Source organism: Microbacterium oleivorans (assembly GCF_023715745.1).
GTDB classification, from domain to species: domain Bacteria; phylum Actinomycetota; class Actinomycetes; order Actinomycetales; family Microbacteriaceae; genus Microbacterium; species Microbacterium oleivorans_D.
In genome coordinates this window covers 463,044-489,265 of the sequence record NZ_JAMBOV010000001.1, presented here as the reverse complement: position 1 = coordinate 489,265, position 26,222 = coordinate 463,044, and the positions used below count along the sequence as shown (strand labels likewise).

General features: G+C 70.1%; 28 protein-coding genes. 7 read left to right on the top strand and 21 right to left on the bottom strand.

What is annotated here, in order from left to right; genetic code table 11:
- Positions 1-2: 2 nt before the first annotated feature.
- A complete protein-coding gene (locus tag M3190_RS02310) occupies positions 3-821 on the top strand; it encodes a prolipoprotein diacylglyceryl transferase (RefSeq protein ID WP_251577913.1) in 819 nt (272 codons plus the stop codon).
- Positions 805-1,320, top strand: coding sequence for a hypothetical protein (locus M3190_RS02305; protein ID WP_251577911.1), 516 nt, complete (start codon positions 805-807; stop codon positions 1,318-1,320). The genes M3190_RS02310 and M3190_RS02305 overlap by 17 nt, the downstream gene beginning before the upstream one ends.
- Before the next feature lie 102 nt (positions 1,321-1,422).
- Here M3190_RS02305 and M3190_RS02300 read toward each other — a convergent pair whose 3' ends face one another.
- On the bottom strand, positions 1,423-1,914 hold the full coding sequence (locus M3190_RS02300) for a GNAT family N-acetyltransferase (RefSeq protein ID WP_251577909.1): 492 nt from the start codon (positions 1,912-1,914) through the stop codon (positions 1,423-1,425).
- A 48-nt stretch (positions 1,915-1,962) separates the two neighbouring features.
- On the opposite strand from M3190_RS02300, the gene M3190_RS02295 reads away from it, so the two are divergent.
- Complete coding sequence (locus M3190_RS02295; protein ID WP_251577907.1) at positions 1,963-2,391, top strand: GNAT family N-acetyltransferase; 429 nt, start codon at positions 1,963-1,965, stop codon at positions 2,389-2,391.
- Between the two features lie 53 nt (positions 2,392-2,444).
- On the opposite strand, the gene M3190_RS02290 is transcribed toward M3190_RS02295, so the two are convergent.
- Positions 2,445-4,970, bottom strand: coding sequence for an ATP-dependent Clp protease ATP-binding subunit (locus M3190_RS02290; RefSeq protein WP_064003636.1), 2,526 nt, complete (start codon positions 4,968-4,970; stop codon positions 2,445-2,447).
- 173 nt (positions 4,971-5,143) lie between these two features.
- Between M3190_RS02290 and M3190_RS02285 the strand changes: the two genes are divergently transcribed.
- The 3 genes from M3190_RS02285 to M3190_RS02275 are packed head-to-tail and all read left to right on the top strand — an operon-like array spanning position 5,144 to position 6,868.
- Positions 5,144-5,878, top strand: coding sequence for a hypothetical protein (locus M3190_RS02285; RefSeq protein WP_251577905.1), 735 nt, complete (start codon positions 5,144-5,146; stop codon positions 5,876-5,878).
- Positions 5,879-5,891: 13 nt separating this feature from the next.
- The gene (locus tag M3190_RS02280) at positions 5,892-6,641 is read left to right on the top strand and encodes a hypothetical protein (protein ID WP_251577903.1); all 750 of its coding nucleotides are present in this window, start codon (positions 5,892-5,894) and stop codon (positions 6,639-6,641) included.
- Positions 6,638-6,868 carry a helix-turn-helix domain-containing protein gene (locus tag M3190_RS02275; RefSeq protein ID WP_251577901.1) on the top strand — a complete coding sequence of 77 codons (231 nt, stop codon included), beginning with the start codon at positions 6,638-6,640 and terminating at the stop codon, positions 6,866-6,868. Before M3190_RS02280 ends, M3190_RS02275 begins: the two co-directional genes overlap by 4 nt.
- Positions 6,869-6,874: 6 nt before the next feature.
- Here the strand turns inward: M3190_RS02275 and M3190_RS02270 are convergent, their stop codons facing one another.
- The 3 genes from M3190_RS02270 to M3190_RS02260 are packed head-to-tail and all read right to left on the bottom strand — an operon-like array spanning position 6,875 to position 9,322.
- Positions 6,875-7,567 (bottom strand): hypothetical protein, encoded by a 693-nt coding sequence (locus M3190_RS02270; RefSeq protein ID WP_251577899.1) that lies wholly within the window; start codon positions 7,565-7,567, stop codon positions 6,875-6,877.
- 57 nt (positions 7,568-7,624) lie between these two features.
- Positions 7,625-9,094, bottom strand: coding sequence for a cardiolipin synthase (gene cls / locus M3190_RS02265; RefSeq protein WP_251577897.1), 1,470 nt, complete (start codon positions 9,092-9,094; stop codon positions 7,625-7,627).
- Positions 9,095-9,136: 42 nt separating this feature from the next.
- Complete coding sequence (locus tag M3190_RS02260) at positions 9,137-9,322, bottom strand: hypothetical protein (protein ID WP_064003630.1); 186 nt, start codon at positions 9,320-9,322, stop codon at positions 9,137-9,139.
- Between the two features lie 120 nt (positions 9,323-9,442).
- On the opposite strand from M3190_RS02260, the gene M3190_RS02255 reads away from it, so the two are divergent.
- Complete coding sequence (locus tag M3190_RS02255) at positions 9,443-10,531, top strand: DUF4192 family protein (protein WP_251577895.1); 1,089 nt, start codon at positions 9,443-9,445, stop codon at positions 10,529-10,531.
- Positions 10,532-10,538: 7 nt separating this feature from the next.
- Here the strand turns inward: M3190_RS02255 and M3190_RS02250 are convergent, their stop codons facing one another.
- The 16 genes from M3190_RS02250 to folE form a co-directional block, all read right to left on the bottom strand.
- On the bottom strand, positions 10,539-12,539 hold the full coding sequence (locus tag M3190_RS02250; RefSeq protein ID WP_251577893.1) for a hypothetical protein: 2,001 nt from the start codon (positions 12,537-12,539) through the stop codon (positions 10,539-10,541).
- A 27-nt stretch (positions 12,540-12,566) separates the two neighbouring features.
- Positions 12,567-13,634 (bottom strand): glycoside hydrolase family 130 protein, encoded by a 1,068-nt coding sequence (locus M3190_RS02245; RefSeq protein WP_251577891.1) that lies wholly within the window; start codon positions 13,632-13,634, stop codon positions 12,567-12,569.
- Between the two features lie 2 nt (positions 13,635-13,636).
- A complete protein-coding gene (locus tag M3190_RS02240) occupies positions 13,637-14,476 on the bottom strand; it encodes a carbohydrate ABC transporter permease (RefSeq protein ID WP_251577889.1) in 840 nt (279 codons plus the stop codon).
- On the bottom strand, positions 14,473-15,456 hold the full coding sequence (locus M3190_RS02235) for a carbohydrate ABC transporter permease (protein ID WP_251577887.1): 984 nt from the start codon (positions 15,454-15,456) through the stop codon (positions 14,473-14,475). Before M3190_RS02235 ends, M3190_RS02240 begins: the two co-directional genes overlap by 4 nt.
- Before the next feature lies 1 nt (position 15,457).
- Entirely contained in the window at positions 15,458-16,741 is a 1,284-nt protein-coding gene (locus tag M3190_RS02230; RefSeq protein ID WP_251577885.1) for an extracellular solute-binding protein, read from the bottom strand.
- A gap of 59 nt (positions 16,742-16,800) precedes the next feature.
- Positions 16,801-17,826: a LacI family DNA-binding transcriptional regulator gene (locus tag M3190_RS02225; protein WP_251577883.1), complete on the bottom strand. Its 1,026-nt coding sequence runs from the start codon at positions 17,824-17,826 to the stop codon at positions 16,801-16,803.
- Between the two features lie 258 nt (positions 17,827-18,084).
- On the bottom strand, positions 18,085-19,608 hold the full coding sequence (gene lysS / locus M3190_RS02220; RefSeq protein WP_251577881.1) for a lysine--tRNA ligase: 1,524 nt from the start codon (positions 19,606-19,608) through the stop codon (positions 18,085-18,087).
- Positions 19,609-19,823: 215 nt separating this feature from the next.
- Entirely contained in the window at positions 19,824-20,567 is a 744-nt protein-coding gene (locus tag M3190_RS02215) for a formylglycine-generating enzyme family protein (protein ID WP_251577879.1), read from the bottom strand.
- Positions 20,564-21,271 (bottom strand): DUF2520 domain-containing protein, encoded by a 708-nt coding sequence (locus M3190_RS02210; RefSeq protein WP_251577877.1) that lies wholly within the window; start codon positions 21,269-21,271, stop codon positions 20,564-20,566. The genes M3190_RS02215 and M3190_RS02210 overlap by 4 nt, the downstream gene beginning before the upstream one ends.
- Positions 21,268-22,926 (bottom strand): PH domain-containing protein, encoded by a 1,659-nt coding sequence (locus tag M3190_RS02205; RefSeq protein WP_251577875.1) that lies wholly within the window; start codon positions 22,924-22,926, stop codon positions 21,268-21,270. The genes M3190_RS02210 and M3190_RS02205 overlap by 4 nt, the downstream gene beginning before the upstream one ends.
- Complete coding sequence (locus tag M3190_RS02200) at positions 22,923-23,498, bottom strand: PH domain-containing protein (RefSeq protein ID WP_251577873.1); 576 nt, start codon at positions 23,496-23,498, stop codon at positions 22,923-22,925. Before M3190_RS02200 ends, M3190_RS02205 begins: the two co-directional genes overlap by 4 nt.
- Positions 23,443-23,934, bottom strand: a complete 492-nt coding sequence (locus M3190_RS02195; protein WP_251577871.1) for a DUF3180 domain-containing protein — start codon at positions 23,932-23,934, stop codon at positions 23,443-23,445. Before M3190_RS02195 ends, M3190_RS02200 begins: the two co-directional genes overlap by 56 nt.
- A complete protein-coding gene (folK, locus tag M3190_RS02190) occupies positions 23,931-24,467 on the bottom strand; it encodes a 2-amino-4-hydroxy-6-hydroxymethyldihydropteridine diphosphokinase (protein WP_439957997.1) in 537 nt (178 codons plus the stop codon). Before folK ends, M3190_RS02195 begins: the two co-directional genes overlap by 4 nt.
- On the bottom strand, positions 24,464-24,829 hold the full coding sequence (folB, locus tag M3190_RS02185; protein WP_251577869.1) for a dihydroneopterin aldolase: 366 nt from the start codon (positions 24,827-24,829) through the stop codon (positions 24,464-24,466). Before folB ends, folK begins: the two co-directional genes overlap by 4 nt.
- Positions 24,826-25,635, bottom strand: coding sequence for a dihydropteroate synthase (gene folP / locus M3190_RS02180; protein WP_251577867.1), 810 nt, complete (start codon positions 25,633-25,635; stop codon positions 24,826-24,828). The genes folB and folP overlap by 4 nt, the downstream gene beginning before the upstream one ends.
- Positions 25,632-26,222, bottom strand: a complete 591-nt coding sequence (gene folE / locus M3190_RS02175; protein ID WP_251577865.1) for a GTP cyclohydrolase I — start codon at positions 26,220-26,222, stop codon at positions 25,632-25,634. Before folE ends, folP begins: the two co-directional genes overlap by 4 nt.

Here is a 26,222-nt window from a genome sequence, read left to right as displayed (position 1 = left end):
CCGTGTTCCCGCTGCTGAGCGACCTTGCCCCCTGGCTCCCGCCCATCGACACGCACGCCGCGTTCGTGGGCCTCGGGCTGCTCGCCGCGGGGGTCGTCTTCCTCGTCGAGAAGCGCCGTCGCGGCGTCACCGACTCGCGGATCGCCTATCTCGTGCTCGGGGCGCTCGTCGGCGCGGCCGTGCTCTCGCGGCTCGGGACCTGGGCGCAGCACCTCGATCCGTCGAAGAACCTGTCGCTTATCGACCAGCTCGCCTACGGCAACGCGTCGATGCTGTCGGCGCTCGTCGGCGCCTGGCTCGGGGTGCACGTCGCCAAACGCATCGCGCGCTACCCCGACCGCTCCGGCGACCTCTTCGCCCCGGCCGTCGCGCTGGCGATGGCGATCGGCCGGATCGGATGCCTCCTCACCGAGCAACCCGGAACCCCGACCGGCGGCGGATGGGGCATCGTCCTCGACCCGGCCGCAGCCGCACGCGTCGGGGCGCCCGCGGGCGTGCCGCTGCACCCGAGCTTCGTGTACGAGATCGTCTTCCATGCGGTCGCCTTCGCGCTGCTCTGGTTCTGGCTGCGCCACCGGCCCATCGCGCCGGGCGAGACCCTGACGCTGTACATCGCGGCGTACGCGGTGTTCCGCTTCGCCGTCGAGTTCGTCCGCGGCAACGAGGTCGCCTGGCTCGGTCTCACCCGGCCGCAGCTGTTCCTCGCCGTGACGATCCCCCTGCTGTTCGCCCGCCTCGCCTGGATGGCCGCGCGCGGGCGGCTCCGCCTCAGTGAGACCCCGCCGATCGGAAGGATGGCCGCCGATGTCCCCCGAACCTGATCGTCCCGAGGACGCCGACCCGACGCCTCCCCCGCAGGACGGCACACCGGCCGCGCCGCCGCCGGTGCCGCCCTCCGTTCCGGGTGGCGACGCCGCCGGGCAGCCGCCGACCGGTCCGCCGTACCCGACACCCCCGCAGGCGGGTCCGCCCTACCCGACGCCGCCGTATCCCGGCGCCCCCGGGATCTCGCCCGAACCGCCGGGCTATGCGGCGCCCGCCGGACCACGGCCTCGGAGCTTCGGCGCCGGCGTCGGGATCGGCACCGGCATCGGATGCGGGGCCTACCTCCTCGGCGGACTGCTCGCGATCGGACTGATCTCCGTCGGTCTCATCGGCTTCCTGATGCCGTTCGTGATCATCGCCGTCGTCGGCATCGCGCTGATGTTCTCGCCACGGACCCGCCCGATCGGCACCGGCATCCTCATCGTCACCGCCGCCGCGTGGATCCTTGTCCTCGGCCCATGCGTCGCACTGCTCGCCCCCGGCGGCTTCACCTGATCGCCCCCCGCTCGCGGATGCACACATCCGACGCGACACCCCGGCGACGGTGACGCGGATGCCGGGTGCCGCCCGGCATCCGTTGCATCCGCTGACAGCCGCTCACAGCGGGAGTCGCAGGCACACGAGCTGTGCGCGTGACTCCCAGGACGGCGCCTCGACGAAGCCCTGCCGCCGGTAGAGCGCGAGGGCGTCCGTTCGCCAGTCCCAGACCGAGAGCCGCAGCCCCGTCGCATCGAGGGCGCGCGCACGTTCCGCGGCATCCGCCAGCAGGGCAGACCCTGCGCCGGATCGACGACCCGTCGGGGCGACCCACAGGCGCTTGAGCTCGACGTCGCTCCCCGCGCGGTGCGTCACTGCCATCCCGATGGCCGCCCTTTCGCGCTCCGCGACGAGGACATCGGCTCCGTCGAAGGACATGGCGGGGTCACGCACTTCGACCGCGTATCGCTCGGGCAGAGGTCCGGGCTCGGCGAGCCCCTGCTCGACCTTCTCCCGCTCGGTCTGTGCGTGATACGCCGCCAGCATCGAGGCGACCGCGGCCAGGTCGGGCCCGTCGAGATGTGCCGGGCGAACGGTGACGGATGCGCGCACCCTCCCATCCTGCCCGCTCGCGACGCGGGCGCGCGGTTGAATGGACGGATGCGCTGGACCCTCCGCCCCTCGACCCCCGACGACGCGAGCTGGATCGCCGAGCTCCGCGCGGTGGTCCTGCGCCCGGACCTCGAGCGCCTCGGGCGGTACGACGAGACCCGTGTGCGGCAGCGGTTCCTCGACGCCTTCGATCCGGCCCTCACCCGCATCATCGTCGTCGACGGAGCGGATGCCGGGTCGATCGCCGTCCGCCCCTCCTCGGACGGCACCTGGCTCGAGCACTTCTACCTCGCCGCGCACCTGCAGGGCGCCGGGATCGGCACGGAAGTCCTGCACGCGACGCTCGCGGAACACCACCCGCTCCCCTGGCGCCTGAACGTGCTGCAGGGCAGCCCGGCCCGGCGGCTGTACGACCGCCACGGCTTCGCGCTCGAGACCGAGGACGAGGTCGACGTCTTCCTGGTGCGCCACGCCTGAACGACGAAGGGGCCGGATGCCTCTCGGCATCCGACCCCTGTCGTTCGTGTCGCTTACGACCCGGCGATGATGTCCGGGCTCGCGGTGATCTCACCCGCGGCGCCGACGCCGACCGCTTCGCGGCCTTCCTGGCGCGTGGTGGCGAAGACGAAGCGGCCGTTCTCGGTGTCGACCTTCACGTGGTCGCCGGCGTTCAGCTCGCCGCGCAGGATCCGCTCGGAGAGCTGGTCCTCGACCTCGCGCTGCATCGCGCGGCGCAGCGGCCGGGCACCCAGCGTCGGGTCGAAACCGATCTCGATGAGGCGGTCCTTCGCGTCGTCGGTCAGCTCCACCGTCATGTCACGGTCGAGCAGACGCTCGCTGAGGCGCTTCGTGAAGAGCGTCACGATCTGGCGCAGCTCGTCCTTATTGAGCTGCGGGAAGACGATGACGTCGTCGACACGGTTGAGGAACTCCGGCTTGAAGTGGCGCTTCAGCTCCTCGTCGACCTTGCCCTTCATCCGCTCGTAGGTCGTCTGCGAGTTGCCCTCGACCTGGAAGCCGACCGGACCACCGGCGATCGCCGACGAACCGAGGTTCGTCGTCATGATGATCACGGTGTTCTTGAAGTCGACCACGCGGCCCTGACCATCGGTCAGGCGACCCTCTTCGAGGATCTGCAGCAGCGAGTTGAAGATGTCCGGGTGGGCCTTCTCGATCTCGTCGAACAGGACGACGGAGAACGGCTTGCGGCGCACCTTCTCGGTGAGCTGGCCGCCCTCTTCGAAGCCGACGAATCCGGGAGGGGCACCGAACAGGCGCGAGACCGTGTGCTTCTCACCGAACTCCGACATGTCGAGGGAGATCAGCGCACCCTCGTCGTCGAAGAGGAACTCGGCGAGCGCCTTGGCGAGCTCGGTCTTACCGACACCCGTGGGTCCGGCGAAGATGAACGAGCCCGACGGACGGTTCGGGTCCTTGAGGCCGGCACGCTGACGGCGGATCGTGCGGGAGAGGGCCGCGATGGCCTCCTCCTGACCGATGACGCGCTGGTGCAGGGCCTTCTCCATGAAGACGAGACGGCTGGTCTCCTCCTCGGTGAGCTTGAAGACCGGGATGCCGGTGGCCTGAGCGAGGACCTCGGCGATCAGACCCTCGTCGACGACCGCGTGCGACGCGACGTCACCCGAGCGCCACTGCTTCTCGAGGCGCAGACGCTCCGCCAAGAGCGACTTCTCCTCGTCGCGCAGAGCGGCGGCCTTCTCGAAGTCCTGCTCCTCGCTGGCGGCTTCCTTGTCCTCGCGGACCTTCGCGATCTTCTCGTCGAACTCGCGCAGCTCCGGCGGGCTCGACAGAATCGACAGGCGCAGGCGGGCGCCGGCCTCGTCGATCAGGTCGATGGCCTTGTCGGGCAGGAAGCGGTCGGAGACGTACCGGTCGGAGAGGTTCGCCGCGGCGACGATGGCGCCGTCGGTGATCTGCACCTTGTGGTGCGCCTCGTAGCGGTCGCGCAGGCCCTTCAGGATGTTGATCGCGTGGGGCAGGCTCGGCTCGGCCACCTGGATCGGCTGGAAGCGGCGCTCCAGCGCGGCATCCTTCTCGAAGTGCTTGCGGTACTCGTCGAGCGTCGTCGCACCGATCGTCTGCAGCTCACCGCGGGCGAGCAGCGGCTTCAGGATGCTGGCGGCGTCGATCGCGCCCTCGGCGGCACCCGCACCCACGAGGGTGTGGATCTCGTCGATGAAGACGATGATGTCGCCGCGCGTGCGGATCTCCTTGGTGACCTTCTTGAGGCGCTCTTCGAAGTCGCCGCGGTAGCGGGAACCGGCGATGAGCGAGCCGAGGTCGAGCGAGTAGACCTGCTTGTCCTTGAGCGTCTCGGGCACCTCGCCCTTGACGATCGCCTGAGCGAGACCCTCGACGACGGCGGTCTTGCCGACGCCGGGCTCACCGATGAGGACCGGGTTGTTCTTCGAGCGGCGCGACAGGATCTGCATCACGCGCTCGATCTCCTTCTCGCGCCCGATGACGGGGTCGAGCTTGTTGTCGCGCGCGGCCTGCGTCAGGTTGCGGCCGAACTGATCGAGCACAGCCGATCCGCCCTGGGCGGTGGCCTGGGCCTGCTCGCCGGCGCCGGTCGCGACGCCTGCGGGCTCCTTGCCCTGGTAGCCGCTGAGCAGCTGGATGACCTGCTGGCGCACCTTGTTCAGGTCGGCGCCCAGCTTGACGAGAACCTGTGCGGCGACACCCTCACCCTCGCGGATGAGCCCGAGCAGGATGTGCTCGGTGCCGATGTAGTTGTGGCCCAGCTGCAGCGCTTCGCGCAGCGACAGCTCGAGCACCTTCTTGGCACGCGGCGTGAACGGGATGTGACCCGTCGGCTGCTGCTGCCCCTGTCCGATGATGTCCTGGACCTGCTCGCGCACCGCGTCGAGCGAGATGCCGAGGCTCTCGAGGGCCTTGGCGGCAACGCCTTCGCCCTCGTGGATCAGGCCGAGGAGGATGTGCTCCGTGCCGATGTAGTTGTGGTTCAGCATCTTCGCCTCTTCTTGGGCGAGCACCACCACACGACGTGCACGGTCTGTGAATCTCTCGAACATCGTCTCCACCTCCACTCGACGCACTGGCGGCGTCTTACGTAGAGGCTAACGACGCTCGGATGCCGGTATGCCCGTGTTCGCCGTGGGCATACCGAAGCCCGGGGTTGCGGCCGCGGCATCCGCGGGCATAACGTTTCTCGATAACAACGAAAGTCGTTATGGGGGATACCGAAGTGAACATTGCCGGAGTGGACCTGGGCAGCGCGATACTGTTCGCGCTCCTCGGCGCGGGTATCGCCGCGGCGGTGACCGGTCTCCTCATCTGGGACGCGCGCAGACGGAAATCCCCCTCCGTGCTCCTCGACGTCATCGCTGCCCTCGCACGGATCTGGGTCGCCTGGGTCATCCTGGCGATCCTCACGACCGTTCTGCGCTGGTCGACGACGGACACGTTCTCGTTCTCCGACCTGCCGCTCTGGGCGAACTGGCCCACCGCACTCCCGTGCGACATGACGTCTGAGACGGGCGGCGGCATGGTCATCGACTGCGCTCACTTCACCAGCGGATCGGTGACGGTCGTCGGGATTGAGGCGGGATACCGGCTGCTGCTGGCCGTCGGAGAGATCCTGACGCTGCTGGTCTCCGCCGTGCCGGGACTCGTGATCGCGGTGATCAGTGAGCGGGCCGTACGTGGTCACGCCTTCGCCCGTCGCGCCTCGGTCTGGATGATGGCCGGAGCCGTCACGGTCCTCGTCGCCGGCACACTTGGGCCGGTGTTGAGCAGCCTCGCGCAGCAGTACATCGCTCGCGCCGTCCTACCCGCAGACTCCGCGACCCTCGGCGCGAGCCCATTCATCTCGATCGACGCGCCCCTGTGGCCACTCGGCATCGCTCTCGCTCTGCTAGCGCTGAGCGTGATCTTCCGACAGGGCGCTCGGCTGCAGCGCGAGACCGAAGGGCTGGTGTGACATGGCAAGGATCATGATCATCATCGGGGCGGCGCTGGTCGTCCTGCTCATCATCGGGACCATCGTGGCGTTCGCCATCGCGGCGGCTCGCCGCTCACGATCGGAAGACGACGCAGGGTCCCTCGTGCGGGTCACCCGAGTGATCGGAGTCCTGTGGGTGATGTTCGCCGCCGTCGGTGCGGTCGCGAATCTTCTGCTCCCGCTGCTGACCCCTGCCGTCACGATCACGATGCCGATCCAGGAGTTCTGGCCGCAGCTCCCCAGCACTGTCGATCTGCAGACCGACGCCACCCGGGTCTCGGGCGGGTTCACCAGCGTGACGCTCGTCGTGGAGGGGCTGACCCCCCTCGCGCGCGCCCTGTGGGGTATCAGCCAGATGATCGTGTGGACGATCCCCGGTGTCATCGCCCTCTTCGTGGTCATGGCATGCTCGCGCCTGTTGGAGGGCGCCGCATTCGCGCCGGTCGTGGCGAAGATGGCGACCACGACGGGAGCGGTCGTGGCCTTCGGCGGCGTCGCCGCTCAGATCATGGGCGACATCGCGGGGAGCATCGCCTCGACGCAGCTGTTCGGTGCCAAGGGCGGATCGTGGGAGGGCGACTACGCCGGCATCGGGAATGTCTTCGACGCGTGGGTTCCGGCATCCACGGTCCAAATCTCCTTCCCGTTCTGGCCGATCGCGGTCGGCCTCGCCTTCGCGGTCCTCGGGGCGATCCTGCGCTCCGGCGCCCGCCTGCAGAATGACGTGAAGGGGCTGGTGTGAGCCCTGCCGAGGAGGACGAGCTCACCGGCATCCACTGTCGACTCGATGAACTGCTCGCCGAGCGCAACATGACGCTGACCCGACTGTCCGAGATTGTCGGCGTCTCTGTGGTGAACCTGTCGATCCTCAAGAACGACCGTGCCCGCGCGATCCGATACTCGACGCTTTCCGCGATCTGCCGCGCCCTCGATTGCGAGGTCGGCGAACTGCTCGTCCGCGCGGACTGAGCCGAGTCAGCGGATCGGCACCGTCTCCGCCGCGTCGAGCACACCGAAGCTCAGCGTCGCGTCGCGGTCGACCTCCGCATCGGGATCGAGCTGCACGAGCGTGAGCTGCGGCGCCATGTCCATCGTGCAGACCTGGTCGGCGGGCGGGGTGGCGAAGCGGACGACGACGGATGCCGGTGACTCCACCCGCGTGTCCTCGACGACCGGCAGGCACGAGGACGATCCCCAGGTGCGGAGCGCGATCACGCGATCCCCGATCCATGAGGCGGACGGCGCGAACTCCTCGACGGCTCCACCGCCGTAGGCGGGCAGATCGATGTCGGTGCGGACATCCTCGAGTTCGACGCGGATCCGCTGATCGGCGGTCGCGTCGACGCCCGAGGGGACGGGTACCTCGAGGGCCCGTGCCACGAGGTCGTCCGTGCACGCAGGCGCGGCCGGCTCGCTCAGGGCGATGAGGATCACCCCGTTGTCGTCTGCCACCGTCGAGACCTCGGGACGGCAGGACGAACTGCCGTACGTCACCACCCCGATCGTCGCTCCCCCGTCGAGCCACCCGGCGTCGATGCGCGCGGCCGGGGCGACCGCATCCGCTCCTCCTCCCGGCGCGACGCCTCGAGAGGCGGGCGTCGCACATGCGACGAGCGCGGTGGCGACGACGAACGAGCCGGCGAGCGCGGCGAACAGACGGATGCGCATGGGGGTCTCCTCCTCAGCGGCGGACAATCGGGGAGTGTCCACCGCTGCGGGATCGTCTCACTGCAGGGCGGAGGTCAGCCGGGCGAGGTTGTCGAGGATCACGGAGCGGATGGGGCGCTTCTCCCACTCCTCGATGGTCAACTCGCGGGACATGCCGCGGTACAGGTCCTCGACCGTGCGGAGCTGCTGGACGAACTCGGCGCCGCGCACGAGCATCGTCACCTCGAGGTTGAGACCGAACGAGCGCATGTCCATGTTGCTCGAGCCGACGACGGCGACCTCGTCGTCGATCGACATCGACTTGGAGTGCAGGATGTAGGGCTTCTTGTACATCCAGATCTTCACGCCGGTCGCCAGCAGCTGCTCGTAGTAGCTCCGCTGCGCGTGATAGACCATCGCCTGGTCACCCTCCTCCGAGACGAACAGCTCGACCTCGACGCCGCGGTGGCACGCGGTCTGGATCGCGAGCAGCAGCCCCTCGTCCGGCACGAAGTACGGGCTGACCATGACGATCTTGCGGGTCGCACCGAAGATCAGGCTCAGGAAGAGCTTCAGGTTGTTCTCGTACTCGAAGCCCGGCCCGCTCGGGACGATCTGGCAGTCGAGGTCACCGGTCCCGGCATCCGTCGAGAAGTCGGACTCGACCGCGAACACCTCGCCGGTCTCGCCGTACCAGTCCGACACGAAGACCGCCGAGAGGGATGCCACGACCGGACCGTCGACGCGGACCATCATGTCCACCCACTGCAGACCGCGGCGCAGATTGGTCTTCAGGTTGTAACTGCGATCGGTCACGTTCTGCGACCCGATGAAGCCGACGACGCCGTCGATCACGACGAGCTTGCGGTGGTTGCGCAGGTCTGGGCGCTGGTATTTGCCTTTGAGCGGCTGCACCGGCAGCATGAGCCGCCACTGCGCTCCCATGCGCTCGAGGCGCGAGATCGTCGCCTTGTAATTGGGCTTCCAGCGGTTCGCCCAGTGGTCGAGCAGCACGCGCACCGTCACACCGCGAGCGGTCGCGCGTTCGAGCGCGCAGAAGAACTCATCGGTCGCGCCGTCGGACTGCAGGATGTAGAACTCGACGTGCACGTACCGGGTCGCCCGGTCGATCTCGGCGGCCATCGTGTCGAGGCTGCCCTGGTAGTCCGAGATGATCTGCGCACCGTTGTCGCCCGCCATCGGCAGTGCACCGAGCTTGCGGTTGAGCCCCACGAGCTGCTCGAACCACACCGGTGCGTCAGGGCGCAGCGTGCCGAAGTCGAGACCCTCGCTGGCCTCGCGGAAGGCGCGGTTGATCGCCTCCTGCTCCTTGCGGCGCTTGCGGGGCAGCCGGGGGTTGCCGATCAGCAGGAAGAGCAGGATGCCGATGACCGGGATGAAGTAGATGGCCAGCAGCCAGGCCATCGCCGCTGTAGGGCGCCGATTCCGCGGAATGATGAAGACCGCGAGGATGCGCACGGAGATGTCGAAGGCGAGGACGAGGACGATCCACCACGTCCACGTCCAGTCGACGCTGATGCTGATCACGCGGCCCCCCGGAGCTGTGCGCTCAGCCTATCGTTCGGGCTGTCAGCCTGCGTTTTCGTCGGGTCGGGGCAGGCCGCGGCGGCGGCGCTCCTCGGCCTCGACCTTGGCGTACACCTTGCGCTCGGTGCGGTCCATGCGAAGGATACTGCGCAGCACGAAGACGAGCAGGCCGGCGACGACGATGGTGGGGATCAGACCCCAGACCACGGCACCCCAGTACTCGTCCACCCCTCCATCGTAACGGCGCAGGAGGACGCGGAGTCCTCCCCAGGGGCGGCTCCGCCCGGTTCCTCCCGAGTCCGCGCGGGCGGCGGCCACCGGCATCCGCTCGACGGCGACGCTGAGCGCATGTCCACGATCGTCGCCGCGGCGGATGCCGCACACCTCCTCCGCCTCGTTCCGCTCCTCCTCGGGTACACGCCGAGCCAGAGCCTCGTCATGATCCCGCTGCATGAGAGCCGCAGCCTCGGCGCGATGCGCGTGGACCTCCCCCCGGACGGCGCCGATCTCGACGCCGTCGCCTCGACAATCATCGGGCTCGTCTGTCGCGTCGACCACGTCGAGGGCGTCGTCGCCGTCGTCTACACCGCCGAGTCATCCGTGTCTGGGCTTCCCGGGGGCGACCTGATCGCCGCCCTGCATCGGTCCGCCGCTGCGTGCGGGCTGGACGTCGTCGACGCGCTCACCGTCGCCGCCGACAGCTGGGGATCGCATCTCGACCCGACGCTGCCGCGCGGCGGGCATCCGCTCGCTGTGATCGAGCGACATGCGCCCTCAATCGATCAGTCGTCGGGGGCCGACCTCCCCCTCCTCGACGCCGCCGAGGTCGCCGGCGTGGCGGCCGCATTGACCTCGCTCGAGTCCGCGCTGACCGTGCTGTGCGGCATCCCGTCGACGATCGGCACCGAGGCCCGCATCGACCCGGCAGCCCTGCAGGCGGCCTGCGCACTCGACGATCTGCCCGCCCTCTACGAGCAGATGCTCGAGTGGGATGCCGCGACCATCGACCCGATGCGTGTCGCCGTCCTGGGGTGGTGCCTGTCGCGTCCGTCGCTGCGCGACGTCGCCATCGTGCAGTGGTCGGGGGATCACGGACGCGGCGACGTGGCCCTCGATGCTCAGCGGCGTTGGGAGGACGGCGAGGAATACCCCGTGGACCTCGCCGAGGTCCTATGGGGCGAGGGTCCCCGCCCCGATCCGGGGCGCCTGCTGACCGCACTCGAGCTCGTGCGTCAGACCGCGGCTCGCCTGCCCGCCGACGAGCGCGCGGGCGCGTGCGCGACGGCGGGTTGGCTGGCGTGGGCGGTCGGTCGCTCGACGCACGCGGGCAGGTACGCGGCTGCCGCTCTCGAGATCGATCCTCGGCTGGGTCTTGCCGAGATCGTCATGAGCTTCGTGCAGTCGTCGCACCTGCCCGACTGGGCGTTCCGGCGCTGAGCAGGCGTCAACGTTCGACGATCGCGAAGCCTCCCGCCGGGAGCGTGACCGTGCCGCTGCCCGGACGCAACCGGACCTCCTGCCCGCGCGCGTCGTAGACCGACACGTCCCCCGACCCCACGGCGACCCGCTGCGGTGTGCGCGCGGCGGAGTGGACGAGCAGCATGCCCGCACCGTCCCCGCCGAGTTCGAGGCGAGAGACGACCGGGCGGACGAGCAGACCGTCGAGCTGCAGGTCGCCCCGCTTCACGTCCACACGAACCCGGTCCTGCCCCGCGGCGAGTGCCCGGGTGAGGGTGTGGGGGTGCATCGCGCCCGGCGTCGGCGAGATGCCCTGCGCCGGTCCGGTCAGCTGGAGCGAACCCAGCGGGGTGCGGTCCGCTCGCCACGTCGACGCGGTGCGCTCACGCACCTCCGACCACACCACGGGTTCGATCCACCGGGCCGCGTCCGCAGCGCCGAAGTCGAAGACCGCCGAGTCGCCGCGCGACAGCGTCAGCCGGTCGCCCGACCAGCTCGACTCGCCGGTCCACGATTCCGGCGTGTCGACCACACCCGTCGTCGAGACCGCATCCTCCGCCTCGACCCACGCGAGGCCCTCGCGATCGGCGACCGTCGTGAGCGCGACCGCGTGGTCGCGCACGTCGGGGTGGGCATCGAGAGCGATCGCCGTCAGCAGACCGTGGATCGTCGACTCCGCACCGCTGTTGCGGTTCACGGTCCCGTCCGGCTGCAGGCCGTCGTACGTGACCCCCGTGGCGGGGTCGTACATCCGCTGCCCGGCGTGGTTCGCTCCGAAGAACCATGCCGCCTGCATCGCGGCCAGCTGCTCGAAGCCGTCCGACCCGGTCGCGTCGGCGACGGCGAGGAGGGACTGCACGCGCGAGTCCGCGCCGTACGCGATCTGCACCCGGTCGACGGGGCTCGGGTTCCAGCCGTTGTCGGGGCCGCCCGCCGTCAACAGGGTCGGCGTGAAGGTCGCCGCGTCGGCGATCGCGGGACGCGCAAGCGATCGGTCGCCGAGCGCGACGGACGCCTCGGCCAGCGCTGCAGGCATCTGCGAGCCCCACGCGTGCCAGATCGCCGGGGACTCCGCCCACGGCAGCACGGCACTGTACGGCCACTCCCGCAGGCCGCCGTCCGCCATCGCCGCGATCCCCTTCGCGAGCTGACGCAGCGCCGTCGCGGACTTGCCGTCGGGGCCGGCTTCGACGCGTGCCGCGAGTCCGAGGGCGGCCTCGGCCGAGGCATCCGCCCCGTTCGCGATGAGCCACGCCGGCACCCGCTTGCCGTCGGAGGTCTTCCACTCGCCGTACTTCGACAGCACCTGACGGTTGAGGGCGTCGAGCGAGAGGTCGAGGCGGTCGTGCAGGAAGTCGGCGAACTCCGGGTCCTCGTCCTCGAACGCCGCGTACCCCTCGCCGAGCGCCCACAGGGTGCGCGCGAGCCAGTAGCTGGGACCGCTGTCGGACGGGTCGGGCAGCTCCACCGGTTCGGCCGACGGGTTCAGGGTGCCGTCGGGCTGCATCCAGAGGACGACGTTGCCGGCATCGGGCCCATCGGTCGTCTGGAAGTAGGCGACCGAACGGAGCAGCTCATAGGCCGTGTCGCGGCTGTCGTCGTCGCCGGTGAGCTCCCAGTGCCGCGTGTACACGACGGCGGCGCGGGTCACGTCGTCGGCGTTGTAGGCACCCTGGCCCCAGTAGCCGGTCGCGGGGTCGAGCGGGCCGCCGCCGACCCGCTCGAAGGTGCCGCCGTCGCGGGCGTCGGCGTAGGTCCACGGCAGGACGAGGGTCGGCTCCTCGTCCTGCCGGTAGGTGCTGTGTCCCTCGACGTCCGCGGGAGGGGTGGCCTCATCGAGCAGGAAGTCGAGGTGGTCGAGGTTCGTCACGACGGCGGATGCCGGGGCCGCGACGGCGGACGTGGCGCCGAGCGGGACGATCAGCGCCGCCGCGGCGAGCGCGGTGAGACCGAGACTGTGCGCACGACGCTGTGCGGAGGTGTTCACGGGAGGGTTCCTTTCGGGGGCGGTCGGTCAATCGGTGCGTTCGAGCAGGGCGACGCCGATCTTCGAGTCGGCCATGCCGTAGAACACGAACAGGCGGCCGTCGACCTCTTCGATCGCGGTCGGGAAGACGACGTTCGGCACGATGCCGCTGCGCTCGTCGTCGGTCTCCGGCGCCAGCAAGGGCTCTGGAGTGCGGGCGACGACCGTGGAGGGATCGTCTGCGTCGAGGATGATGGCCCCGGCGGCGTAATTCACCTTCTGCTGCTGCGAGAAGGCGCTGTCGATGGTGCCGGTCACCCCGTGGTGCAGCACGAGCCACCCCTCCGGCACGCGGCGGGGCGGCGGGCCGCCGCCGATCTTGAGCGCCTCGAACGGGAACTCCGGCCCCGCGACGAAGCGGTGCTGCTCCCAGAGGGCCAGGGCGGAGAGGTCCTCGCGGACGGCGTCGAGCGGGATGTAACTGATCCAGATCGACTGCCGCTCGTCCTCGACACCGGCCGGGACGCGCACACCCTGACCGGGCTTGGTCTCGCCGAGGTCCCACATCGGCCGGTGCAGGACGGCGAGCGCCTCGCGTCCGTCGGGCGCGGTCACCGGCTCGGGGAAGAACACGGTGTCCTTGTTGTGGAACAGGTTGAGGTCCATGTCGAGGTCGTCCTGATACCGGAACAGCGCCGGCCCCAGCCGCCGCCAGTCCCGCAGGTCGCTCGACACGGCGACCGCCGTGCGGGGGCCGAGCGGTCCGTAGGCGACGTAGGTCATGACGTGCAGCCCGAGCGTCTCGACCCAGGTGACCCGGGGGTCCTCGACACCGGCGTTGCCGACCCCGCGCTCCCAGCCGCGATCAGGTTCGAGCACGACCCCCTGCCGTTCGACAGCGACGGGCACGCCGTCCTCGATCACGACGCGGGCGAGGCCCACCCGCGACACGTTGCCGTCGGCGACGAGCCGCGGCAGCAGGTAGAGGTCGCCGTCGGGGCCACGGCCCGACGCGGGGTTCAGCACCCCCTCGGCCTCGTTGGGATCGCCGTCCGCAGGGGTCATGACGACCCCCATTCGGGTGAGGCGGTAGGGGACGTGGGTCTGGGCGGGCATGGTCATCCTTTCACTCCGGATCCGAGGTCGTTGGAGGTGAAGTAGCGCTGGAACACGAGGAACAGCGCCACGGCGGGGGCGGCGAGCACGACGGCGCCGGCCATCATCGCTCCGAACGGATTGGCGGTGGATGCCGCGATGTTCGAGATGAAGTTCGCGAGCGAGACAGCGAGCGGCTGCATCTCGGCATCCTTCGTGATGAGGAACGGCCACAGGAACTCGTTCCACGGTCCGATGAACGTCAGCAGCACGACCGTCAGCAACGCGGGACGCACGAGCGGCAGCGCCACGCTCCACAGCAGGCGGAACTCGTTCGCGCCGTCGATCCGTGCCGCGTCGAAGAGCTCCTTCGGCAGCTGCAGGAAGTACTGCCGGAAGATGATCACCGCCGTCGAGTTGATGAAGAACGGCAGGATCATCCCGAGGTAGCTGTCGGCGAGGCCGTAGTCCCGCGCGATCATGACGTACAGCGGGATCATGAGCAGCTGGAACGGCACGACCTGGACGAGCAGCGCGAGCGCGAAGGTCGCGCCGCGTCCACGCCACCGGAGCACCGCGAGCGCATAGCCCGCCAGCACGCCGAACACGATCGTCCCGAGGATCACGCCACCGGTGAAGATGCCGGAGTTGGCGAGCCCCTGCAGCAGGTCGATGCGCCCGTTGATGGCGGCGTAATTGTCGAGCGTGAGGTTGGACGGGTTGGGGAAGGCCCCCGCCGGTGTCGGGTCGACATTCGTCTGCAACGATCCGACGATCATGTAGAAGAACGGGAACAGGAACGCGAGCGCGCCGATCGACAGTGCGACGTACATCGTGATCTTCGAGCCGAGCGCACGCTTCATCGCTCCTCACCGCCCACGAGCTTGCGCTGCAGCGCGGCGATGGCGAGCACGAACACGATGAGGACGACACCGATGGCGGCGGCGACATCGGGGTTCTGCTGTTCGATGCCGCGCTGGTACATGAGCAGCACCGGCGAGGTCGAGGCGCCGTTGGGCCCGCCGCCGCCGGTCAGCAGATAGGGCTCGGTGAAGAGGTTCGCGCCGGTGATCGTGGCGAGCAGCACGACGAGCAGGGTCGCCGGTCGCACGCTCGGCACTGTCACCGAGAAGAACTGCCGCAGACGTCCTCCGCCGTCCATGGACACCGACTCGTAGAGCTCCCGGGGGACGTTCTGCAGTGCCGCGAGGTACAGCAGGATGTAGAACCCCAGTCCTTTCCATGTCACGAAGAAGGCGATGGTCGGCATCGCCAGCGCGGAGTTCACGAGCCACGACGGGTCGGGCGCGAGCGGCCCGAGCACGTTGTTGACGAGCCCGCCGCGGGCGAAGAGGAAGAGCCAGACCGCGACGACGGCGACGGATGCCGTGACGTACGGCACGTAGTAGCTCACCCGGAAGAAGGTCCGCGCCTTCGTCACCCGGTCGAGAGCCGTCGCGAGCAGGATCGACAGGATCACGGTGAGCGGCACGTTGATGATCAGGAAGATCCCCACATTGCCGAATGCGCGCCAGACCTCGGGGTCGCTGAGGGCCGTGACGTAGTTGTCGAAGCCCACGAACGGACGGTCGACCTCCGCGCCAGGGGCGGCGAAGAAGTAGTCCTGGAACGACATCCAGACCGCGAATACGACCGGGTAGGCGAACACGACCAGGACGAACGCGATGTACGGCGCCGAGAAGAGCAGTCCGTGCGGCTGCGCACCGAAGATCCGGCGCAGGATGCCGCGGCGACCCGCGGCATCCTGCCCGTCCTTCTGCGGCGGAGCACCGCGGGTCGCGCCGGAATCGGACCCGGCGCGACCCGGGACGACGGCGGTCATGTCAGCCCGCCGCCAGCTCGTCGACCTCTGCCGCGGTGTCGGAGAGGAACTGGTCGACCGGGGTCTCGCCGAAGATGACCGACTTCGAGTACCCGTCGCGGAACGCCTGCCAGATCTCCACGGAGCCGACGACGTTCGGCACCTCCACGGTGCGGGCCGCCTGATCGCCGAACTGCTCGTAGGCGGGGTTGTCCGCGAAGTAGTCCGGGAAGGTGCCGGTCAGGTCCTGTCGCAACGGCATCTGTCCAGTGGCCTCGAGCCAGGCGCCGTCCTGCTCCTCGCTCGTGGCGAACTTCAGGACGTCCCACGCGGTCGCTTTGTTGTCGCACGCCGTGAACATGCCGACGTTCTTGGCGTCGCTGAAGGTCCAGGTGTCCTCGGGAGCGGTGCCGTCCTGCGTGGGGACGGGGACGGAGCCCCAGTTGATCGCGTCGCCGTAGACGCTGATCGCCCACGGCCCGACGATCGCCATCGCGGCGTAGCCGTCGGCGAATGCGTCACCCTGGTACTGCTCGTTGCCGGCCAGCTGCTCCTCATAGAGCGTGCGCCAGAAGTCGGCGACGGCTTTGCCGTTCTCGTCGTCGAACGTGGCCTTGCCGTCTTCGAGGAGCTGGGTGCCGCCGGTCTGCGCCGCGTACAGGGGGTAGAAGTCGAACCAGGACTGGAAGAACTCGCTCGTAGGAGCCGGGTTGATCGCGTAGTCCGAGACGCCGGCCTCCTTGAGCGCCCGGGCGGTGTCGAGGAACTCGTCGTACGTCGACAGCTTCGGGTTCTCCGGGTCGAGGCCCGCCTGCTCGAAGAGGTCCTTGTTGTAGAAGATCATGACCGGATTCGACTTCCACGGCATCTGGTAGAAGTCGCCGTCGTCGGAGCGGTACTGATCGGCGAGGTCGCCGCTGCGCGCCGTGATGTAGTCGTCGCCGTCCTCAAACTCGGAGAGGTTGACGAGCCCGCCCTGACGCTGGAATCCGGGGACCGCCGCGGGAGAGGTGTTGAACACGAGACAGGGGGCGTTGCCCGCCGTGATCGCGGCGCCGATGACCTCTTCGCTCGACGCTCCCGCAGGGATCTCCTGCGCCTTGATCTGCTCGTCGGGGTGGTCGGCATTCCAGGCCTCGACCATCGCCTTGCCCCAGCCGATCTCGGCCTCGTTGTTGGAGTACCAGATGGTGATGTCGCCTCGAGCCTCGAGGTCGTCACCACCACCCCCGCCTCCGCCGCCGCAGGCGGTGAGGGCGAGCACGCCGGAAGCGGCAGCTGCTGTGATGAGGATGCGTCGTCGCATGTCTCTCTCCTTCGTTTCGTGAGTGTCTGTCGTGCTCTCTTGCTGTCGTGAGGCGCCGGTCAGGCGCTCGCGGGAGGTGCCGTCGAACCCCGGACGGCGATGGAGGGATCGGGAAGGTCGATGTGCGCCGGCGCATCCCCCGCGATGGCGGCGAGGAGTGTCCGAGCGGCGGTCACGCCCCAGCCGCGGGCGTCGGTGGACACGCTCGTGAGAGCCGGGTGCACCCAACGCCCGATCTCGGTGTCGTCGAAGCCCGTGATCGAGAGGTCGCCGGGCACGCGCAGCCCCCGCTGGTGGGCGACTCCCATCCCGGCGACCGCCATGCTGTCGTTCGAGTAGACGATCGCCGTGGGCGGAGTCGCGTCGTCGAGGAGGGATGCCGTCGTCCGAGCGCCGTCGGCGGCGCTGAAGTCCGTCTCGACCACCGTGACGTCGAGGCCGGCGGCATCCGCGGCATCCAGGAACGCCTGCGTGCGTCGCTGGGCGTGGAGCATGCCCGAGGGACCGGCGACGTGCGCGACCCGGCGGTGCCCGAGTTTCGCGAGGTGCTCGACGGCGAGACGGATGCCGGCACCGTCGTCGGTCGACACGGAGGCGAACGGCGACGCGACGTCGGGACGGCCGAGCGTGACTGTGGGGATCTTCAGGTCGGTGAGCAGCGCGATGCGCGGATCGGCGACGCGGATGTCGGTGAGGATCACCCCGTCGACGCGGCGATCGGAGACCAGACTGCGATAGGTGTCGGCCTCCTGGCGCCCGGGATTCGCGACGGCGAGGACGAGCGCCTGGCCGGTGACGGAGAACTCGTCCTCGAGACCCGCGATGAACGAGGGGAAGAAGGGGTCGGCCGCGATCACGTCGGGACTGCGCCCGATGACCAGTCCGCACGCGAATGCGCGCCCGACGCTGAGCGAACGCGCGCTGAGGCTCGGGGTCCAACCCAGCTCGGCGGCGACGTCCATGATGCGCTGCCGCGTGTCGGCGGAAACACCCGGCCGGCCGTTGAGAGCGAAGGAGACGAGGCCCTTGCTCACGCCCGCGACGCGCGCGACATCCGCGATCGTGGGACGCGTCTCCGGCGGCATCGGTCACTCCTTCGTGTCGAACCTGATCTACTAAACCGGTTCAGACCGCGGAAACGCAAGACCTTGACATGCCCGGGATGCAGGCGTACACGCGCCAGCGGCGCGCCTCCCGGCATCCACATCATGTGTTCCGGACGAGATCACACGACGTGAACCGTGCAGGACGTATGCGGTCGTTGTGAGCACATGATGTGGCCCGGGAGCGGGCAGGGATGCCGTCGGCCGGGTCCGCCCGCGCAGACTAGCGGTCGGGCGGGCCTACTTGACGAGCGGGAAGAGGATCGTCTCGCGGATGCCGAGGCCCGTGATCGCCATCAGCAGGCGGTCGATGCCCATGCCCATGCCACCGGTGGGCGGCATGCCGTGCTCGAGCGCCCGCAGGAACTCCTCGTCGACCCGCATCGCCTCGTCATCGCCGCGCGCAGCGAGCTTCGCCTGCTCGACGAAACGCTCGCGCTGGATGACGGGATCGACGAGCTCGGAGTACCCGGTCGCGAGCTCGAAGCCGCGGACGTAGAGATCCCACTTCTCGACCACGCCCGGGATGCTGCGGTGCTCGCGCACGAGCGGCGACGTGTCCAGCGGGAAGTCCATGACGAATGTCGGACGCTCGAGTCCGCTCTTCACGAAGTGCTCCCACAGCTCCTCGACGAGCTTGCCGTGGGTCGCGATCTTCTCGGGCACCTCGACGCCCGCCTCGGTGGCGAGGGCCTGCAACTCCTCGAACGACGTCTCGGGCGTGACGGTGCGACCGGCGGCATCCGACAGCGACTCGTACATCGAGATGCGGTCCCACTGGCCGCCGAGGTCGTACTCGGTGCCGTCGGCCCACGTCACCGTCGTCGATCCGGCGACCGCGATCGCGGCGTTCTGGATGAGCTCCTGGGTCAGGTCGGCGATGCCGTTGTAGTCGCTGTACGACTGATAGGCCTCGAGCATCGCGAACTCGGGGCTGTGCGTCGAGTCGGCGCCCTCGTTGCGGAAGTTGCGGTTGATCTCGAAGACGCGGTCGATGCCGCCGACGACGGCGCGCTTGAGGAAGAGCTCCGGCGCGATGCGCAGGTACAGCTCGGTGTCGAACGCGTTGGAGTGCGTGATGAACGGCCGGGCCGCAGCACCCCCGTGCTGCACCTGCAGCATGGGAGTCTCGACCTCGAGGAAGCCGTGGGCGTCGAAGGTGCGGCGCAGCGAGGCGTTGACCTTCGCGCGGGCGACCACCGTCTCGCGCGCCGTGTCGCGCACGATGAGGTCGAGGAAGCGCGAGCGCACCCGGCTCTCCTCGCTCAGCTCGGAGTGGAGGTTCGGCAGGGGCAGCAGCGCCTTCGCGGCGATCGCCCAGTCGGTGACCATGATGGACAGCTCGCCGCGACGGCTCGAGATGACCTGTCCGGTGACCGAGACGTGGTCGCCGAGGTCGACGAGCTCCTTCCACGCCTGCAGTGACTCCTCCCCCACCTCGGCGAGGGAGACCATGGCCTGGATGCGGCTGCCGTCACCCGACTGCAGTGCGGCGAAGCAGAGCTTGCCGGTGTTCCGGCTGAAGACGATGCGACCGGCGACCGACGCCGTCTCCCCCGTCTCGTCGCCCGCCTCGAGCGAGGCGAAACGCTCCCGCAGTGCGGGGATCGTGTCGGTCACCGGGACCGCGACGGGGTAGGCGCCACCGGCGGCATCCGTGCGCTCGGCCAGCAGGCGCTCCCGCTTGGCGAGACGGACCGCCTTCTGCTCGAAGACGTCCTCATCGGTCGTCTCGGCGGGCGTGGGCGCGGACGCGTCGGTCATGACAGAAGGCTCCTCGGGGATTCGACCCTTCAGTCTATCGGCGGGCCCGGGTGCGGTTTCCGAGCGGATGCCGGTGGCCGCCCGGCGTCCCGACGTGCGCGGATGCAGCGGATCCGCGCCGACACTCCGCCCCCCGGCACCCGTCCCCCGCGCGTCCTGCCGGATCTGTTGCATCCGCGAACCCACGCCCGAGCGCGTCGGCGACGCGCGCGGGCTCAGCGGCGCGGGGTCCAGCCGAGTGGACGCGGGTCGCCGCCGGCGGCGCGCTCGGCGTCGAACGCGGCCGACCACCCCTGCGCGGCGTCGACGGAGTCGAAGCCGCCACGCGCGACGCGGAAGCCCACGTCGTCGTGCGTCGTCCGTGGGCCTCCCCCACGGCGGGTGCCGGCGCGCACGCTCCAGGCGTCGTCGGCGAAACCACCACCGCGGAACACGCGATAGTCGTCGTACCGCTCGGTGTCGAGGAAGTCCCAGCACCACTCCCAGACGTTGCCGAGGGTGTCGAACAGCCCGTTCAGGTTGGGGAGCTTGCCGCCGACCGGCTGAGGCGCGCTCACCCCGTCGGCCGATGTCCACGCGATCTCGGCGAGCGGGCCGTACTGCGGGCCCGTCGAGCCGGCGCGGCACGCGTACTCCCACTCGGCTTCGGTCGGCAGGCGGAAGCCGTCGCTGTCGACGTGCCACCGCACCTCCTCGCCGTCGACGGAGTACGCGGGATCCAGGCCCTCCCACTCCGACAGCGCGTTGCAGAACCGGACGGCGCGCAGCCAGCTGACCTCGACCGCGGGGCGCCGCGGGTGGGATGCCGCGACCCCCAGCACCTCGGCGAGCTGCTCCTCGGTCACGGCGTACACGCCGATCTCGAACGGCTCGAGGTCGACGCTCCAGCGGGTGCGGCGACGTGCATCGTGGAGCTCGACCCGACCGGCCGGGATGCGGGCGAGCTCGACGTCGTTCACGGGGCGGCCGGCGGAGCGTCACCGACCGACGGCGCGGAATCGGTGAGCGCCCGGTCGATCGTCGTGTGCACGAGGGCGGAGAGGTAGCGCGACGGGTCGTCGACCCCGGCGGTCCGAAGAAGATCCGCCGACTGACGCACGATCGAGGACGAGAACTCGGTGGCGGTGGCGATCGCCTCACCGTACGCTGCACGATCGGCGTCCGCGACGACGACGGGTTCGCACCCCATCTCGACGGCGAGCGCCTGCGCGATCGGGAGCACGGCGGCCGGCGCGGTCACCGCGGCGTACGCGTCCCGGAGGGCGCGAAGATCGGTCGACGTCCCGGTGAAGGCGATGGCCGGGTGGATGGCGACCGGGATGGCACCCTTCGCCGCTGCCGGTGCGAGGACCTGTATGCCGTACGCGGCATCCGTGTGCATCACGATCTGCCCGACCTGCCAGACGCCGATCTCGGCGAGCCCGGACACCAGGCCCGGCAGCTCATCGCGCGGCACAGCCAGGATCACGAGCTCGCTGCGCCGGACGACCTCTTCGGGGACCAGTCGCGGAACGTCGGGCAGGATCGCCTCGACCCGATCGTCATCGGAGCCCGTCGTGATCCCGGTGAGTGCATGCCCGGCACCGGCGAGAGCGGCCGCCACGACGGGACCGACCCGACCTGCGCCGATGACCCCGACGCCCAGGCGCCCGTCGCGCGTCATCGCTCCTCCGCCGGGCGAGCGGGCGAGGTCGGCGACGGCGCAACGGTCGCGACATCGGGGGGCTCGACCTCGGCGATCCGCTCCTCCCCCTCCATCACCGGCTCCGTCTCCTCGGCCGCCTCGGCCACAGCGGCCGCGGTGATCTCGTTCCACAGGCCATACGCCTGTTCGTGGTCGAGCGACTCGATCGCGACCGCGACGGGTCCCGTCACCGTGTGGCCCGTGAGAGCGGCCAGCCCCAGACGACGAGCGAGGGGTCCCTGAGAGATCCGCACCGACTGCAGCCGTGCGAGCGGCAGGATCGTGAGCTTCGGCCACAGGCGCCCTGTACGCAGGAGCACGGCCTGCGGCAGGAGGAGGATGCCGTTGCGCCGCCAGGTGAGCGGATCGATCACTCGAGCGCGAGCCGGGGACGTGAGGTACCCGTCACCGTCCCGCGGTCCGTGCAAGCCCGCGTCGAGGAGCTCGGCGCCGATGGGGATCGACGGCAGGAGCAGGCGCAGGACGCGCTCGACGTCGGCCTGCGTGCCGATGGGCAGCACATCGCCCATCTGCGCAGCCGACGCGTCGCTCGCGGACCGGCCCGAGAGCTTGTTGACGCGTATGCGATACCAGCCGCCCCACCGCCACAGCAGCGGCTGTCGGACGTCGACGGCGTGGACGCGCCCGGCGGGCAGCGTCTCGGTGACCGTGGTCAGGAGGCCGAAGGTGACGCGCACACCCGCCGACGACGGAGCGATCGAGTACCGGACGGTCTTGATGAACTGGCGGACCGCGTACGTCCCGAAACCGATGGCCGCAGGAACCGAGGCGCCGAGCGCCGGGATGATCCACGCCGGCTGCACCGTGAGACCGACGATCACCGCGACGACGATCAGGATGAACCAGATGGTCGACCCGGACAGCAGGCCGGCGAGGACGAGGCGCGACATCGGCACCCGGACGATCGACTCCGGCTCGGTGCCGTCCTCCTCGACGCCGTCGATGATCTCGGAGATCCCGGCGGTGACGCGCGAGGCCACGGCGCCTCCGGTCGCCTTTCGGCCCGCGGCATCCTTCGTCCGGTGTCCGGACGCGAGGCGGAGGATGTCGCCGCGCACCGTCTCGGCGTTGGCGGTCGACAGGTACTCGAGCTTCACGTTCGCGTCGAGACCCGCACCGACGACCTCGAGCTTGGCGAGCCCGACGAGCCGGGCGAGCGCGGGGCGCGTGAGGTTGACGCCCTGGACGCGGTCGAGCGGGGCGCGCCGGTGCGTGCGGAACAGCACGCCGCTGCGCACCTCGACCTCGTCGCCCGTGATGCGGAACGTGTGGAACCGCCACGCGGTCCAGAACAGCGCGAGGAGCACGACCAGGCCGACCACCACGGCGACGATCGCCTGCACGGCGATGCCGTTCTGCAGGACGAAGTCGACCGGGTCCTCCTCGTCCCATCGGAACCCCTCGGGCAGGAAGAACGCGATGAGGCGGTCGCGCAGGTTCGCGACCAGGATGCCGATGATCACGAGCAGCGTCAGTCCGCCGCGCAGCAGGGGTGACAGCGGATGCAGCCGGTGCCAGTCGCCGTCGCTCATCTCGGACCGCACGGCGACAGGCGGAGGCGTGGGAACGCCGCCGTCCGCCGGGGTGGCCGCCTGCGGGTCGAGGCCGCTCACAGACCCGTCCGTCGCGTCTCGGCGACCTCGATGAGCGTGTCGCGCAACGCCTCGGCGTCCTTCTGCGGCAGACCGGGGATCGTCACACCGGTGGATGCCGCGGCGGTGACGAGCTTCAGCTGCGCGATGCCCAGCATCCGATCGAGGGGGCCGTGCGTGATGTCGACGAGCTGCAGGCGCCCGTAGGGCACCGAGACGAGGCGCTGCCACAGGATGCCGCGACGGAAGACGAGGTCGTCCTGCCGCAGCTGGTACCCGATCGACCGCGCCTGCCGCGGCGTGACGATCAGCGTCACGAGGACGATGGCGAAGAGGATCCCGCCCGGGATGAACGGCCACGTCGCCTGGAACATGAGCCAGAGCGTCAGGACCGCCGCGACGAGCAGCACGAGCAGCACGAGGTTGCCGATGACCTGACCCAGCACGTACTTGCGCGACAGCTGCCGCCACTGACCGTCGCCGAGCGGCAGCCGGTGGGCGCCGCGGGGCTCGAGGATCGTCGAGAAGGTCGCGTCGTCAGTCGGAGTGGGAGAGTCCGTAATCGGGTTCGTCGGGTCCGGGCTGGTCGTCATCATCGTCCTTCCGGATGGTGCACAGGTGTTCGGCGACGAGAGCGCCGACGACGAGGAGCAGTCCGCCCCCCAGTGCGGCGATCACCGCACCCGTCGAGCCTAACGAGGGTGACACCGGCCGTGTGAGGACGAAGACGAGGAGCCCGCCCGCGAAACCCGCGACGAGGGAGCCGACGATGCTCGACGCCTTCGCCATCATCGCGATCCGCAGCGCGCGGAACGGGTCGACGGGAGCCGCCGTTCCCACGGTCGCCCGGCGCACCGGGATCGCGGCGGCGACGACCGCGACGGCGAGCGCCACGAGGAGGATCGGGAGGAGGGGGGAGGGAGTGAAGCTCGGATGCCCCATCCCGGTCAGCACCTGATCGACGAAGAACCCGGCGACCCCCGACACGACGGCGATGGCTGCCAGCAGGAGCGGATTCGTACGCTTCACGCCGCACCTCCCGGGAGCTCCGCGCGCAGGTCGGCGACACGTCCGACACCGGGCAGCACCGCGTCGGGGTCGATGCTCAGCCAGGGGTCGAGGACGAAGTCGCGCTCCGCCGCCCGGGGGTGCGGGAGGACGAGGGCCGGATCCTCGGAGCGCACGTCGCCGTAGGCGATGAGGTCGAGGTCGAGGGTGCGGCTGCCCCAGCGCTCCCGCCGTTCACGCCCGTGCCGACCCTCGATCGCGTGCAGATACCCCAGCAGGACGGTGGGGGCGAGCCGCGTGTCGACGATCGCGACCGTGTTGAGGTAGCGCGGCGCATCGGCATCCGGTCCGCCCAGTGTGATCGCGACCGACTCGATCGGCTCGGCGGCAGCGATCAGTTCGGTGAGCGGCAGCCGGCCGAGGTCGGCGATCGCCTCGGAGATCGTTGCGGCGCGTTCGCCGAGGTTGGCACCGAGCGCGATCACCGCGCGATGCGCAGGTCCGGCGGCGCGCGGCTCGCGCTCCGGCATCCCCTCGGCCAACCGGCGACTCACGAGCGCGACCGCCTGACGGTCACGGCGACGTCTGCGAACGGCACCGGGATGGGCGCGGCCGGCTTGTGCACGGTGACGGCGACCGCGTCGACGAGGGGCCACCCCGTGAGCACGGCCGTCGCGATGCGGTCGGAAAGGGTCTCGATGAGGTCGACGGGATCGCCTGCGAGCAGTGCGGCGACCCGCTCGGCGACCTCGCCGTAGTGCACGGTGTCGGCGACGTCGTCGCTCGCCGCCGCGGGGGCGAGCGACAGCGAGAGCACGAGGTCGGCGACGAATTCCTGCCCGTCCCGGCGTTCGTGGTCGTAGACGCCGTGGTAGCCCGTGGCACGGATGCCGGTGATCGCGATCTCGTCGCTCATCGCTCCCCCTCCCACGCGGCACGCACCGCGAGCGCGAGGCGCGTGGCGGCGACGTCGTGCACGCGCACCGCCCACACACCTGCCTGCGCGGCGAGGACGCTCGTGACGGCGGTCGCGAGGTCGAGGTCGTCCTGACCCGCGAGCTCGACGCCCGCGCCGGCGGCGGCGACCGCCAGCATCCGCTTGCGGCTCGTGCCGACGAGGACCCGGTGACCGTCGGCCACGAGCCGATCGAGACCGCGCACGACCTGCCAGTTCTGCTCGGGCGTCTTGCCGAATCCGAAGCCCGGGTCGATGACGATCCGGTGATCCGGGATGCCGGCGGCCCGGGCTGCGGCGACACGCTCACCGAGTTCGCCGACCACCTCGCCGACGATGTCGTCGTAGACGGCGGTGCCGTACATGTCGGCCGAGTGCCCGCGCCAATGCTGCAGGACGAGGTCGGCGTCAGTCCCCGCGACCGTGGCGAGCATGTCCGGGTCGGCAAGACCGCCCGAGACGTCGTTCACGACCCGCGCACCGGCAGCCACGGCGGCCGCAGCCGTGCTCGCGTTCATCGTGTCGACGCTGATCGTCGCTCCGTCCGCGGCGAGCGTCTCGACGACGGGGAGGATGCGGCTCTGCTCCTCCTCGGGCGCGACGCGCTCGGCGCCCGGCCTCGTCGATTCCCCGCCGATGTCGAGCAGGTCAGCCCCATCGCGGCGGAGAGTCCGCCCGTGCGCGATCGCCGACTCGCGCGAGGCGTACCGCCCGCCGTCACTGAACGAGTCGGGCGTGACGTTCACGACACCCATCACCAGGGTCATGTCCGGCCGCCCGTGAGCAGCGCGATCGCCTCGGCGCGCGCGGCCGCCTCGGTGTACACGCCGCGGGCCGCCACCGTGACGGTGGATGCCGCGGTCTGACGGCCGCCCCTCATCGTCACGCATTCGTGCACCGCGTCGAGCACGACCAGCACACCTCGGGTATCGATCGAGCCGGCGATCGCGTCCGCGATCTGCTCCCCGAGTCGCTCCTGCACCTGCGGCCGTGCAGCGAGGATGTCGATCACCCGGGGCAGCGCCCCGAGCCCCACGACCTGCTCGCCCGGCAGGTACGCGACGTGCGCATGCCCGGCGAAGGGCAGCAGGTGGTGCTCGCACATCGACTGGAAGCGGATGTCGCGCAGCATGACCGCGCCCGACGGGAGGGTGTCGGGGGCCGGCCCCCGCGTGACCGAGATGGTGCGGGCGAGGGGCGCTGAGGCATCCTCCCCCACTCCGGAGAAGAACTCGGCGTACGCCTCCGCGACGCGCTGGGGGGTGAGCTTCAGTCCCGGACGCTCCGGGTCCTCACCGATGGCCACGAGCAGCTCACGGACCAGCTCGGCGACACGCTCGCGGTCGACCGCCAT